General features: G+C 73.5%; 9 protein-coding genes and 2 pseudogenes. 6 read left to right on the top strand and 5 right to left on the bottom strand.

The genetic code is table 11. From position 1 onward, the window contains the following. Window positions 1–658: 658 nt before the first annotated feature. The gene (locus AB0F03_RS04420) at window positions 659–1,252 is read right to left on the bottom strand and encodes a PadR family transcriptional regulator (RefSeq protein ID WP_361986395.1); all 594 of its coding nucleotides are present in this window, start codon (window positions 1,250–1,252) and stop codon (window positions 659–661) included. A gap of 73 nt (window positions 1,253–1,325) precedes the next feature. Here AB0F03_RS04420 and AB0F03_RS04415 point away from each other — a divergent pair, with 73 nt between their 5' ends. Beyond that, window positions 1,326–1,724, top strand: coding sequence for a nuclear transport factor 2 family protein (locus AB0F03_RS04415; RefSeq protein WP_361986393.1), 399 nt, complete (start codon window positions 1,326–1,328; stop codon window positions 1,722–1,724). A 31-nt stretch (window positions 1,725–1,755) separates the two neighbouring features. Here the strand turns inward: AB0F03_RS04415 and AB0F03_RS04410 are convergent, their stop codons facing one another. Together AB0F03_RS04410 and AB0F03_RS04405 are read right to left on the bottom strand one after the other, a co-directional pair. Beyond that, window positions 1,756–2,646 (bottom strand): hypothetical protein, encoded by an 891-nt coding sequence (locus AB0F03_RS04410; RefSeq protein ID WP_361986391.1) that lies wholly within the window; start codon window positions 2,644–2,646, stop codon window positions 1,756–1,758. A gap of 96 nt (window positions 2,647–2,742) precedes the next feature. Continuing rightward, window positions 2,743–3,774: pseudogene (locus AB0F03_RS04405) on the bottom strand (cytochrome P450). 542 nt (window positions 3,775–4,316) lie between these two features. Between AB0F03_RS04405 and rho the strand changes: the two are divergent. Together rho and AB0F03_RS04395 are read left to right on the top strand one after the other, a co-directional pair. Beyond that, a complete protein-coding gene (gene rho, locus AB0F03_RS04400; protein ID WP_361986389.1) occupies window positions 4,317–5,468 on the top strand; it encodes a transcription termination factor Rho in 1,152 nt (383 codons plus the stop codon). A 103-nt stretch (window positions 5,469–5,571) separates the two neighbouring features. After that, window positions 5,572–6,744 carry a serine hydrolase gene (locus AB0F03_RS04395; protein ID WP_361986387.1) on the top strand — a complete coding sequence of 391 codons (1,173 nt, stop codon included), beginning with the start codon at window positions 5,572–5,574 and terminating at the stop codon, window positions 6,742–6,744. Window positions 6,745–6,806: 62 nt separating this feature from the next. Here AB0F03_RS04395 and AB0F03_RS04390 read toward each other — a convergent pair whose 3' ends face one another. Further along, window positions 6,807–7,733: a glutaminase gene (locus AB0F03_RS04390; RefSeq protein ID WP_361986385.1), complete on the bottom strand. Its 927-nt coding sequence runs from the start codon at window positions 7,731–7,733 to the stop codon at window positions 6,807–6,809. Between the two features lie 274 nt (window positions 7,734–8,007). Here AB0F03_RS04390 and AB0F03_RS04385 point away from each other — a divergent pair. The 3 genes and pseudogenes from AB0F03_RS04385 to AB0F03_RS04375 all read left to right on the top strand — a co-directional run. Then, window positions 8,008–8,175: pseudogene (locus AB0F03_RS04385) on the top strand (alcohol dehydrogenase catalytic domain-containing protein); the annotation flags it as partial. A gap of 395 nt (window positions 8,176–8,570) precedes the next feature. Then, entirely contained in the window at window positions 8,571–9,509 is a 939-nt protein-coding gene (locus AB0F03_RS04380; protein WP_361986384.1) for an SRPBCC family protein, read from the top strand. Beyond that, window positions 9,506–10,681: a zinc-dependent alcohol dehydrogenase gene (locus AB0F03_RS04375; protein WP_361986382.1), complete on the top strand. Its 1,176-nt coding sequence runs from the start codon at window positions 9,506–9,508 to the stop codon at window positions 10,679–10,681. The genes AB0F03_RS04380 and AB0F03_RS04375 overlap by 4 nt, the downstream gene beginning before the upstream one ends. Window positions 10,682–11,076: 395 nt before the next feature. Here the strand turns inward: AB0F03_RS04375 and AB0F03_RS04370 are convergent, their stop codons facing one another. Further along, entirely contained in the window at window positions 11,077–12,093 is a 1,017-nt protein-coding gene (locus AB0F03_RS04370; protein ID WP_361986719.1) for an asparaginase, read from the bottom strand. Window positions 12,094–12,111: the final 18 nt, after the last annotated feature.

Genomic DNA, 12,111 nt, shown 5'->3' with positions numbered 1-12,111 from the left:
AGCCGTAGGTGGCGTGGCAGAGCCGCACGATGTCCGGCGCGGCCACGCCGTCCGCCCGGCGGCACACGTCGCTCATCCGCGCTGTGGGCGGTCGGTGGACGTGACGGGGGCGCGGGGCGGGGTGCCGTACGGGAAATCGGCGCCGCGGGCGCGGGTGCTGGGCCCGCGGGGCGGCGGGCCGTGCCCGGCGGGGCACGGCTGGCACGGCTCGGCGTACGGGCGCGGTGCGGCTTCCCGGGGCGGCTTTCCTCTCCGGGGCAGCCGCCGGGGCGTGCGCTTCCCGGTGGCCGGGGCCCGTGCGCACGAGCGCCGCGGGCCCGGACGGAGGGCTGGGCGGCGCGTGGACGGTCGAGGGTGCCGCCGCCGCGTCCGGTGCGAACGGGCGCTGGGAACGGGCGGGGTCCGGCAGGGCGCCGGGGTGGACGGTGGTGCAGCCGGCGACGCTCACGAGCGCCGCGACCAGCAGCGGAAGTAGTCGGCGAGACACCCGGCCACTGTGCTGCACGGGGAGCGGTGTCGGTGGGCGGGACGCGGTACGACCACTCCGACGAGCGATCGGCCGGGCGCCGGCTGGACGGCTGGGGCGGCGCGCCCGCCGTCAGCGCGCCCGCCGTCAGCGCATCCGCCCTCGGTGGTCCGGCCCTCGGTGGTCCGGCCGTCAGTGGTCCGGCCCGGGCACGGCACCGCTCGACGCGGTGTCGCGGCGGCGCGCCAGGATCGCGAGGACGCGCTCGCACCAGCGCAGGTTCTCCTCCTCCAGGGCGATCCCGCCCATGAGCGTGAGGTACGGCCCGACGCGCTCGGCCGTGCGCAGGAACTCCTCCTCGGTGCGCCCGTCGAGCAGCCGGTCGCGCACCCGCAGGTAGCGACCGAGTTTGCCGCGCGCCCAGCCCATCCGTTCTTCGATCAGCGCCCGGGTGACCTCCGGGTCGCCGCCGTCCATCGCCTGGACCTTGATGAGGAGTTCGTCGCGCAGGGCGGCGGGCCGCTTGGGCGGCTGCGCGGCGAAGGCGCTCAGTTCGGCGCGCCCGGCCCGGGTGAGGGTGAACATCCGCTTGTTGGGCCGGCGTTCCTGCTCCACCGTGCGGGCCCGGACCAGCCCGTCGTGCGCCAGGCGCTCCAGTTCCCGGTAGAGCTGCTGGGGGGTGGCGGGCCAGAAGTTTGCGAGCGAGACGTCGAAGGTCTTCGACAGTTCGTAGCCCGAGGCCTCGCCCTCCAGGAGGGCGGCCAGGACGGCGTACCTGAGCGACATGTGGACAGGCTAACAGCCGTTGATTAGTCTCATCCGCACCTATTCAATTAATTGACTATGCGAGGTGATCCGCATGCGCGCGTTCCGTGAGGCGGTCGAGGCCCGGGACATGGCTGCCGTGGAGGCGCTGCTGGCCGAGGACGTCGTCTTCACCAGCCCGGTCGTGTTCAGGCCCTACACCGGCAGGGCGATCACCGCGGCGATACTCCGCGCGGTCGTGGAGGTCTTCGAGGACTTCCGCTACGTCCGGGAGATCGGCGACCCGGACGGACCGGAGCACGCGCTGGTCTTCCGGGCCGGCGTGGGCGGCCGGGAGCTGACCGGCTGCGACTTCCTGCACGTCGACGAGCACGGTCTGATCGACGAGTTCATGGTCATGGTCCGGCCGCTGTCGGGTGCGCAGGCCCTCGCCGAGGCCATGGGCGCGCGGTTCGCGGAGATCACCCGGGAGGCCGGGGCGCGGCCGGTGTGAGCGCCCGCTCCGCGCGCCCGGCACGGCCGGGTCAGTCCCTGAGCTGCCGCAGCGTCGCCTTGGCGTCGGTCTTCAGCCAGCCGGTGATGTCGGTGAGCGCGGGCGGGTTCTTGTCCTGGGAGTACGAGGTGAGGTAGAGGCTGTAGGTCATGACGTACGTCACCCAGCCGTCGCGGACGGCGAGCGTGGCGTAGCGGGAGCCACCGGAGGAGCCGCTCACGGTGTCCTCGCTGATCAGGTAGGCCTCGTCGCCGATGCCCTCGACCGGGTCGACGTCGTAACCGGAGTGGCTTTCCCCGTAGTTCTTCCAGCCGGCCGTGAACTCGGGCCCGGGATCGGTCTTCTTGTGCAGGTCCAGCTGGAGGGTCAGGTAGGCGTCCGCGTACGACGAGCCGGACTTCTTCAGGCTCAGGCTGCAATAACCCTCGTCCAGCACCTTGTCCTTGAGGGAGGTACGGGTCGGCGCGGAGTCCTCCTGGGGGTACTCGTCCTTGAAGGAGGAGTAGTCGGCGCCGGAGCACAGGTTGGAGGGCGCCGAGTAGCCGCGCAGGTCCGCGCTGTCGCTCTGGGCGCCGACGAGGAAGACACCGGCCGCCCATGCGGCGGAGGCCACGACGGCGCCGACGACGGCCCACAGCACCGCGCGGCCGGCCCCGCCGCCACCGGCCGGGGGAACGGGCGGTACGGGACCGAACGACGGTGTCCCGGCGTAGGGGTTCCCCTGCTGCGCGTGCCCGGGGCCGGGGCCGCCGACCAGCGTGGGCTGTGCGTAGAAGGCGCCGGGCGGGGGTGACTGCGGGTGCGGGTAGGGATAGGCCGTCGGCTGCGCGGGGACGGCCGGTTGCGGTGCGGACTGCTGGGGCTGCTCGGGCTGCGGCGCGGGCTGGTCGGCAGGCTGCGGGGGCTGCGGTGGCGTGGACATGGCGTGAAGATAGTGCACGGTTGGCGGTCAAGTCCCCTGACGTCCGGGACTGTTATGGTCCAGGGACATTTGTTACGGGCCCTGTCCGTACGGCCGTCACGCGGCTCGGGTCCCCGGCGGCGCCAGGCGCACCGGCAGGCTCCACACACTGTTGCCGACGAAGCCCGCGTGCGGCGTCAGGTCGTCGTCCGGTACCGCGGGACGCAGCGCCGGGAACCGGGTGAACAGCCCCCGGGCGGGCCGGGTGAGGTCGAAGCGGCCGGGGTCCGGGCCGGGTCGCGGCCGGCGGTCGTGTATCCCGCGAGCACGGGCGTGCCGGCGGGGATGAGCGTCCCGGCGACGGTCAGGTCCCGCACCGGGTAGCGGAACGGGAAGTAGCTGACCGGCGCGTCCCAGCGCAAGGTCTCCTCCACGACGTCCGCCCAGCTCGCCTCGCCCGCGCGGACCAGGGCGAACTGGGCGGGGTGGGCGCACAGGGCGCGTACCGCGTCGGTGACGAGGTCGAGCGTGGTCTCGTGCCCGGCGATGATCATGAGCAGGAGGGTGCCGATCAGTTCGCTCGGGCGGAGCCGGTCACCGTCCTCGTCCCGGGCCGCGATGAGCGCGCTGGTGACATCGTCGCCGGGGTGCGCGGCCCTGGCGGCGGCGATCTCCTCCGGTACGGCGAGCAGTTCACGGTTGGCGGCGACGGCCTCGGCGAGCGGGGTATCGGTGGGCCACGACCTCGCCGCCCAGGTCGTGCAGCCGGGCGCGGAACGGGACGTCCACACCCAGGAGTTCGCAAATCACCCCCATTGGCAGGGGCAGGGCGAAGCGCCGTCGCAGATCGGCGACACCGTCGTCGGCGGCGGCCCGCGCCAGGGCGTCGAGCAGCGTGCCGGTCAACTCCTCGACGCGCGGGCGCAGTCCGGCGACCCGCCGGGGAGTGAGGGCCCGGCTGACGAGGGACCGCAGCCGCCGGTGGTCGTCGCCGTCGGCAGTGGTCATGCCCGGGACGGTGGCGAACGTCGGCAGCGGCCGGCCCGCGGCGATCCGACCGTCGCGCGGTGCCGTGAAGTGGCGGGCGTCCTCGGCGACTTCGGGATGCTGGAGGAACTCCTTCAGCGCCTCGTGCCCGAGTACGGCCATGCCCCCGATCCCGCCGGGCGGCTCGACCGGGGCCACGGCGCCCTGGGCCGGCAGCCGCGCGTCGACGGCGTGCGGGCAGCCGCCGGCGGGGTCCGTGCGGTGCGGGCCGCGCGGGTGCGGTCTCCACCGGAGTCTCCTGACGTTCCCCTGACAAGACGGTCGATCGTGGTCCCGCGGCCGTACCCCACCGGACGAACCGGCCCGCGCCTCCCTCCGGTGCGCAGCGGCAGCGGGAATGATCCGGCCCGGCGGCTTGTTGACGCGGTCCGGGACACAGCACCCCGTCGGGTGGTAGCGTGCCGTCAGCACTCGTGCACGCCCACCGTGGCCGCCGGTGCCAGTCTCTCTCCTTCACGCTGATCTGTTCGCCGTTCCCGGATTTCCGGCTTCCGGCCCGTCAGCTTCTCCGCACATCCGTCACGGGCGTCCCGTCCCGTGCCCGAGGTGCCGTTCCCGCCGCCCGGAGGCCGCCGTCCGCGCCTCCCTCTCGCGGCCACACCCCCTCCTCGACGTCTCGTTCCGTCCGTGAAAGGACACCTCGCATGACCACCACACTCGAACACCCGCCCGAGGTCCGGCAGCACCAGGCCGCCCCGACCGTCACCGGTGTCCTGGACATCGACGCGCACGGCAAGGGGCACCTGAGGGCCGCGAACCTCCTCCCCTCCCCTGCCGCCGACCCGCAGGTCGCGCCGGCGCTGATCCGGCGCCACGCACTGCGCGCGGGCGACCTGGTCGAAGGCGTCCGGGGCGCACAGCGCGCCCTGACCGAGGTGGCGCGCGTCAACGGCCGCGCTCCCGGCGACCTCCGCTCCCGGCGGCACTTCCGCGACCTGACGCCGCTCCACCCGCACCGGCGTCTCCGCCTCGAACACCCCGCCTCCGGACTGGCCGGACGCGTCACCGACCTGCTCGCGCCCGTCGGCAAAGGCCAGCGCGGCCTGATCGTGGCACCGCCGAAGAGCGGCAAGACCGTGCTGCTCCAGCAGCTCGCCGCCGCCGTGGCCGGCAACCACCCCGAGTGCCGGCTGATGGTCGTCCTGCTCGACGAGCGGCCCGAGGAGGTCACCGAGATGCGCCGCTCGGTGCGCGGCGAGGTGTACGCCTCCACGTTCGACCGGTCGCCCCGGGACCACATCGCCCTCGCCGACCTCGTCGTGAAGCGGGCCGAACGCCTGGTGGAGGCCGGTGAGGACGTCGTCGTCCTGCTGGACTCGCTGACCCGGCTGTGCCGGGCCCACAACAACGCCTCCGCCGCCGGCGGCCGTACCCTGAGCGGCGGTGTCGACGCGGGCGCGCTGCTCGGCCCCAAGCGGTTCTTCGGCGCCGCCCGGCAGGCCGAGGAGGGCGGTTCGCTCACCATCCTCGCCACGGTGCTCGTGGACACCGGCTCCCGGGCCGACGGCTACTTCTTCGAGGAGCTGAAGGGCACGGGCAACATGGAACTCCGTCTGGACCGGGAGCCCGCCGCCCGCCGGGTCTTCCCCGCCGTGGACATCGACACCACCGGCACCCGCCGTGAGGAACTGCTCCTCACTCCGGCTGAGTTGACGGCCGTCACCGGCCTGCGCCGCGCCCTGCGCTCCCGGGAGACGGGGCCGGCCGCCCTGGAGACCCTCCTGGCTCGCCTGCGCGCCACACCCGACAACGCCGCGTTCCTGCGGCAGATCCGGCCCACCCTGCCGGCCGGCTGACCCCGGGCCGGGAGAGTGCCGGGTGCGGCATCCGGGTTGCTCCGTTGGGCCGAACGGCCCGGGCAGCGCGGCACACAGGGACCGCTCTCCGTACGTTGATCGTATGATCACCGGACTTGCTTATCGGGCGGCTGTGTCGGCCTGCTCCCTGTGCGTGACCGGCCTGCTGGTGCTCACGCCGGCCGCTGCCGCCGCCGGCCACCGGAGCGGGGAGCCCGCACCGCCCGCCCCCCGGGCCGCGGAACCCGGGCCCGCCCTGCTCTACCGCTCCGGCACCCAGGTCCGGCCACGCGGGGACGCGCCCGCGGTGCCGGAGGTGTCGGCGCTGTCCTGGCTGGTCGCCGACGCGGGCAGCGGGGAGGTGCTGGCCGCGGGCGACGCCCACCGCAGGCTGCCGCCGGCCAGCACCCTCAAGACCCTGTTCGCGCTCACCGTGCTGCCGACGCTGCCCAGCGGAATGCGGCACACCGTGCGGTACGAGGAGCTCGAGGACGTCGCCGAGGGCAGCAGTCTGGTCGGCGTCGAGGAGGGGCACACCTACGAGGTGGCCGACCTGTGGCGCGGTGTCTTCCTCAGCTCCGGGAACGACGCCGTGCACGTCCTGGCCTCGCTGAACGGCGGCTGGGACGCCACGGCCGCGCGGATGCAGGTGAAGGCCCGCGCCCTCGGCGCCCTGGACACCCACGTCGTCTCCCCGGACGGCTACGACACCCCCGGCCAGGTGTCCTCCGCCTACGACCTGGCGGTGTTCGGCCGGGCGGGACTGGCCGACCCCGCCTTCGCCCGGTACTGCGCCACCCCCGAGGCCCGCTTCCCCGGTGACGGGTCGCCGTACGAGATCGAGAACACCAACCGGCTGCTGACCGGCGAGGACGGCGTGGCACCGTACCCGGGGCTCGTCGGCATCAAGAACGGCTACACCAGCAACGCGGGCAACACCCTCGTGGCCGCGGCCCGCCGGGGCGGGCGCACCCTGGTGGTGACCGTGATGAACCCGCAGTCCGGCGGCGGGTTCGCCGTGTACGAGGAAGCGCGGGCCCTGCTGGACTGGGGCTTCGCCGCGGCTGGGCAGGTGGATCCGGTCGGGTCGCTGGACGGGCTGCGCGCCGCGCCCCCTACGGCGTCGTCCGCCAAGCCGGTGGCGGCGGCCACCGGACCGGCGGCGGACGACGACTCGGGCTGGTCCGGCCCGGCCGTCGTCGCCGGGCTGGGGCTCGGCGCGGGAGCCGTGGCGATGACGCTGCGGGCCAAGGGCGGGCGCGCGTCCCGCGGTTGACCCGGCCGCCGGTCGGGGCGGGCCCCGGACGTCAGGACGTACCGCCTCCGCGGGCCGGCCGCTCAGAACACCGACAGGCCGGTGAGGGTCGTGAACCGGTCCAGTGCCGCCACGCCGGCCACCGAGTTGCCCCGCTCGTCCAGCCCCGGACTCCACACGCACAGCGTGCACCGGCCCGGTACGACCGCGATGATCCCGCCGCCGACCCCGCTCTTGCCGGGCAGGCCCACGCGGTAGGCGAACTCACCGGCCGCGTCGTACGTGCCGCAGGTCAGCATGACCGCGTTGACCTGCTTGGCCTGGCTGCGGCTGAGCAGCCGGCTGCCGTCGGCGCGGACGCCGTGCCGGGCGAGGAAACCGGTGGCGAGCGCCAGGTCGGCGCAGGAGGCGGCCACGGAACACTGCCGGAAGTACTGGTCGAGCAGGACCGGCACGTCGTTGTCGATGTTGCCGTAGGACGCCATGAAGTGGGCGAGTGCGGCGTTCCGGTCGCCGTGGGCGGTCTCCGACGCGGCGACCTCCAGGTCGAAGTCGAGGGCGGCGTTGCCGCTCTCGGCGCGCAGGAAGGCCAGCAGTTCCCCGGCCGCGTCCCCGGTTCGGGTCTGGAGACGGTCGGTGACGACGAGGGCGCCCGCGTTGATGAAGGGGTTGCGCGGGATACCGCTCTCGTACTCCAGCTGGACCAGCGAGTTGAAGGGGTTGCCGGAGGGTTCGCGGCCCACGTGCTCCCACAGTTCGTCGCCCTCGCGGGCCAGGTCCAGGGCCAGCGTGAAGACCTTGGTGATCGACTGCGTGGAGAACGGCTGCTGCCACTCCCCCACCCCGTACACCGTGCCGTCCGGCTCGGCGACGGCCATGCCGAAACGGCGGGGGTCGCGGGCGGCGAGCGCCGGGATGTAGTCGGCGGACCGGCCGCGGCCGGGGGCGCGGTCGATCTCCGCCATGATGCGGTCGAGAACCGGTCGGAACTGCGATGACATGATCGTCATCATGCCGCACCGCCGGCGCCGGGGCGTCCGGGGCGTCCTGCGGCGCCCGGGGCGTCCGGCGGCGCGCGGGCTGCCGTCGCGTCAGATCGCCGGTGCCGTCCCGGTGCCCGCCGGCACCTCCGGGCGCAGCAGGCCGGTGGGCCGTCCGGGTCCGAAGATGGCGCTGATCGATCAGTGCGTGGTTGTTTCGCGCCGGAGGCCGACGGGGACCCGGACGGCACGCCGCCGAGGCCCCGAAGCTCCGTCCGGCGGGCCGGCGGCACCACCGTTCCACCTGATCCGGGTGACCGGCCCGTCACGTACCGGACGCGAAGAGCACGAGGGCCGTACCTCGTTCGAGTCCGGCCGCACCCCGGGACGCGAGAACACGAGCCAGGTCGTGGAGGTCGGCTCGGCCGTCCGCAAGGTACTGGTCGGCGAGTATGTGGTTCTGCCCTTCAACTGACGGACAGTTGTCACCCGCGCACCCGTCGGACCCGGAACAGCGGCGATCGCCCGCGTCCGGCCCGGCAGGACGGATGGCGGACCCCACCCGCCCGGCCTGACGGGCGCGTACTCGACAGGCCGCATCCGAACCCGCTCCTGAAGTCAAGCCGGGGATTCGGCGGTGAGGACGCCTGTCAAGCCCATGGTGCGCAGTCACGTCCAGGCCGCGACCGGACGGCTGCGCCGGTTCGGGACGGGAGTTGAGGATTGAACGCGGGCCACGCGGAAACTCCGGCGTTGTCCGACACACGCGCTTCACCTTCTCACTCAAGCGGTCCGCTTTCCCTTCACCTCACCACACGTCTCTAGCGGCCCGCCGTCCCTTCACCTCACCGCACGTGGGGAGCACCCATGAAGACAGACACCCGCTCCACCTCCCGCCCACAGCACGATCCGCTCGTACGTGGCCTCGGCTGGGCCAGTGCGCTCCTGGGCGTCCCCCAGGTCGTCGCCCCCGCGGGCTTCGCCCGGGCCCTGGGCGTGGACGACGGCGCCCGACACCGCCTGGCCACGACCGCCGTCGGTGTGCGCGAGCTGGCGGCGGCGACCGGGCTGCTCGGGCGGCCGCATCCCGCCTGGCTCTGGGGCCGCGTCGGCGGCGACCTCATGGATCTGACGATGCTGACCCGCGCCCTGAAGAACCACGATGGCCGCGGCCTCGGCCGCACCGTCGCCGCGACGGCCGCGGTCACCGCCATCACGGCCACGGACGTCTACGCGGCCGTGACCCGCACCCGTAGGAGCGCCCCCATGGAACTGACCGCGACCACCACCGTCACCGAACCCCCGGACGAGGTCTACGGCATGTGGAGCGACCTGCAACGACTGCCGGAGTTCATGGCGCACCTGGACAGGGTGCGCGTCACCGGCCCGCGCACCAGTCGCTGGCGGGCCAGCGCGCCGTTCGGCAAGGCGGTCGAATGGGACGCCGAGACCACTCAGGACGTCCCCGGCCAGCTGATCGCCTGGCGGTCGCTGGACGGTGCCGACATCGACAACTCCGGCGAGGTCCGCTTCGTGCCCGCCCCCGGCGGGCGGGGCACGGAGATCCGGGTGACGCTGCGCTACGACCTGCCCGGCGGGGCGCTGGGCAAGGCCGCGGCGCGCTACTTCGGCGAGGAACCGCACCAGCAGTTGGACGACGACCTGCGCCGCTTCAAGCAGATTGCGGAGACCGGCGAGGTCGTCCGCTCCGACGGCGCACCCGGCGGGAAGCGGGCCCGCGGGGAGTTCCCGCAGCACCCGGCCCGACCGCTGACCGAGGACGAACTGAAGGAGGCCCTGTCATGAAGGCGAACTGCTGGACGGGACGCAACTCGGTCGAGGTGCAGGACGTTCCCGAACCGTCGATCCTGAACGGCCGCGACGCCATCGTGAAGATCACCTCGACGGCGATCTGCGGTTCCGACCTCCATCTGCTCGACGGCTATGTCCCCACCATGCAAAAGGGCGACATCATGGGCCACGAGTTCATGGGAGAGGTCATCGAGGTCGGCCCAGGCATCAGCGACGACAAGCTGCGCGTCGGCGACCGGGTCGTCGTGCCCTTCCCCATCGCCTGCGGCGCCTGCGCGTCCTGCCGCGCGGAGTTGTACTCGTGCTGCGAGAACAGCAACCCCAACGCCGGCATCTCGGAGAAGTTGTTCGGTCACCCCACCGCCGGCATCTACGGCTACTCACACCTCACCGGTGGCTTCGCCGGCGGCCAGGCGGAGTACGCCCGGGTGGTGTTCGCCGACGTCAACGCCCTCAAAATCGAGTCGGACCTCAGCGACGAGCAGGTCCTGTTCCTGTCCGACATCCTGCCGACCGGGTACATGGGCGCCGAGCTGTGCGACATCCAGAACGGTGACGTCGTCGCCGTCTGGGGCGCCGGGCCGGTCGGCCAGTTCGCGATGGACAGCGCCCGGGTCCTCGGTGCGGAGAAGGTCATCGCGATCGACAAGGAGGCCTACCGGCTCGAGATGGCCGCCGCCCAGGGCTACACGACCGTCAACTTCGAGGAGGTCGACGTACGGTCGGCTCTCCAGGAACTCACCGGTGGCCGGGGCCCCGACAAGTGCATCGACGCGGTCGGGCTGGAGGCCACCCACGGTGCCTCCCACGTGCACCTCTACGACCGCGCCAAGCAGGCGGTCCGCTCCGAGACCGACCGGCCGCACGCCTTGCGCCAGGCCATCCTGTCCTGCCGGAGCGGCGGCGTCGTGTCGGTCATCGGCGTCTACGGCGGGCTGATCGACAAGTTCCCGGCGGGTGCGTGGATGAACAGGTCCCTGACCCTGCGCACCGGGCAGTGCCACGTGCAGAGGTACATGAAGCCGCTGCTGGGTCTGATCGAGCAGGGCAAGATCGACCCCACCAGGGTGATCACCCACCGGCTGCCCCTGAGCGAGGCGCCGACCGGCTACGACCTGTTCAAGAACAAGAAGGACCGCTGCGAGAAGGTGGTCCTCAAGCCGTGAGGGCCGCGCCGATGAACCGCGGCACCTCCTCCACCCCACCGAACTCCACCGCCGGGCGCGCACGGTCCGCCCCACCATGTGCCGCCGACTCCGGCCCGAGCCGCCCCGGGGGAGCGTGCGCGAACACTCGGTGACGTGGGCGGCCTTGCGAGAGCCTGCTTCTGCTTCGGTGCGGCAGCCGTCCTCTTGCGACGGCCTGGGGTCTTTCGTTCGGATCAGGCCGGATCAGGGAGCGTGGTCCGGTGCAGTACGTCGCAAGGCGGAGGAGGGTGCCATGGCGGAGCCATGGCACCCGACGACGACGCGGCGGTGGGGGCACCTCCCGCTCGAGCGAAGCCGAGAGTGGGAGAGCGGTGCCGGACCCCGCGAGCCCGGCACGATCCGAACGAGAGGCCCTAGACGCGGGCCGCCGGGTGAGCGGGGTCCAGGGCGTCCACCGGCCGTACGCAGCCGACCGGCACCCCTCCCCCGAGCAGGGGTTCCCCCGCGAACTCGGTGAGCGCGGCCGGGTCTATGCCGGCCCGGGCCAGGGCCGCCGCGGCCACCGGTACACGCGCCCGGTTCGCCCCGTCGGCGATCTTGACGGCGATGGCGCGGCCGTCGGGCAGCGCGGCCACCTGCACGCCCTCGAAGCCGTCCTTGGCGAGCAGCCCGGGCACGGCCCGCATGAGCGCGGCGACGTCCCGGCCGGAGCCGGAGGCCATCTCGGCGTGCTCGCGCATCGCGTCGGCGACGCGCGCCTCGGGCGTGCCGGGCGCCGCGGAGGTGATCCGGGCGACGGCACGGGCGAGGCCGTGCAGGGAGACGGCGAACAGCGGGGCGCCGCAGCCGTCCACGGTGACCCTGGCGACGCGCTGGCCGGTCAGTTCCTCGACGGTCTCGGCGACGGCCCGCTGGAGCGGGTGCGCCGGGTCGAGGTAGTCGTCCAGGGACCAGCCGTTGAGGCGGGCGGTCCACAGCATGGCGGCGTGCTTGCCGGAGCAGTTCTGGGCGAGGCGGGAGGGCGCCCGGCCCTCACGGACCCAGGTGTCCCGGACGACCGGGTCGAACGGCATGTCCGGCACGTTGCGCAGGTCGTCCTCGCCGAGGCCGGCGAGTTCGAGGATGCGCCGGGTGCCGGCGAGGTGACGCTCCTCGCCGGAGTGGCTCGCGGCGGCCAGCGACAGCAGCTCGCCGTCGAGCGGCAGCCCCGCCCGCACCATGGCCACGGCCTGGACGGGCTTGAGGGCCGAGCGCGGGTAGAAGGCCGCCTCGATGTCACCGAGCCGGAACCGTACCCGGCCGTCGGCTTCCAGGACGACGACGGAGCCGTGGTGGACTCCTTCGACGATCCCGCCGCGGACGAGGTGGGCGACGGGCGTGTGGAGGGGTTCGCGGACGACGGGCGCGCCGGCGGGAGAACTGTCGTACATCACTGCCTGCATCATGGG

The organism is Streptomyces sp. NPDC028722 (assembly GCF_040637655.1).
GTDB lineage: Bacteria > Actinomycetota > Actinomycetes > Streptomycetales > Streptomycetaceae > Streptomyces.
This window is presented reverse-complemented; position numbering and strand designations above follow the sequence as displayed.

Excerpts from the sequence above, each read along its gene's own strand:
- AB0F03_RS04420 (WP_361986395.1), bottom strand. The coding sequence starts at position 1,252 with ATGTCGCTCAGGTACGCCGTCCTGGCCGCCCTCCTGGAGGGCGAGGCC.
- AB0F03_RS04415 (WP_361986393.1), top strand. The coding sequence starts at position 1,326 with ATGCGCGCGTTCCGTGAGGCGGTCGAGGCCCGGGACATGGCTGCCGTG.
- AB0F03_RS04410 (WP_361986391.1), bottom strand. The coding sequence starts at position 2,646 with ATGTCCACGCCACCGCAGCCCCCGCAGCCTGCCGACCAGCCCGCGCCG.
- rho (WP_361986389.1), top strand. The coding sequence starts at position 4,317 with ATGACCACCACACTCGAACACCCGCCCGAGGTCCGGCAGCACCAGGCC.
- AB0F03_RS04395 (WP_361986387.1), top strand. The coding sequence starts at position 5,572 with ATGATCACCGGACTTGCTTATCGGGCGGCTGTGTCGGCCTGCTCCCTG.
- AB0F03_RS04390 (WP_361986385.1), bottom strand. The coding sequence starts at position 7,733 with ATGACGATCATGTCATCGCAGTTCCGACCGGTTCTCGACCGCATCATG.
- AB0F03_RS04380 (WP_361986384.1), top strand. The coding sequence starts at position 8,571 with ATGAAGACAGACACCCGCTCCACCTCCCGCCCACAGCACGATCCGCTC.
- AB0F03_RS04375 (WP_361986382.1), top strand. The coding sequence starts at position 9,506 with ATGAAGGCGAACTGCTGGACGGGACGCAACTCGGTCGAGGTGCAGGAC.
- AB0F03_RS04370 (WP_361986719.1), bottom strand. The coding sequence starts at position 12,093 with ATGTACGACAGTTCTCCCGCCGGCGCGCCCGTCGTCCGCGAACCCCTC.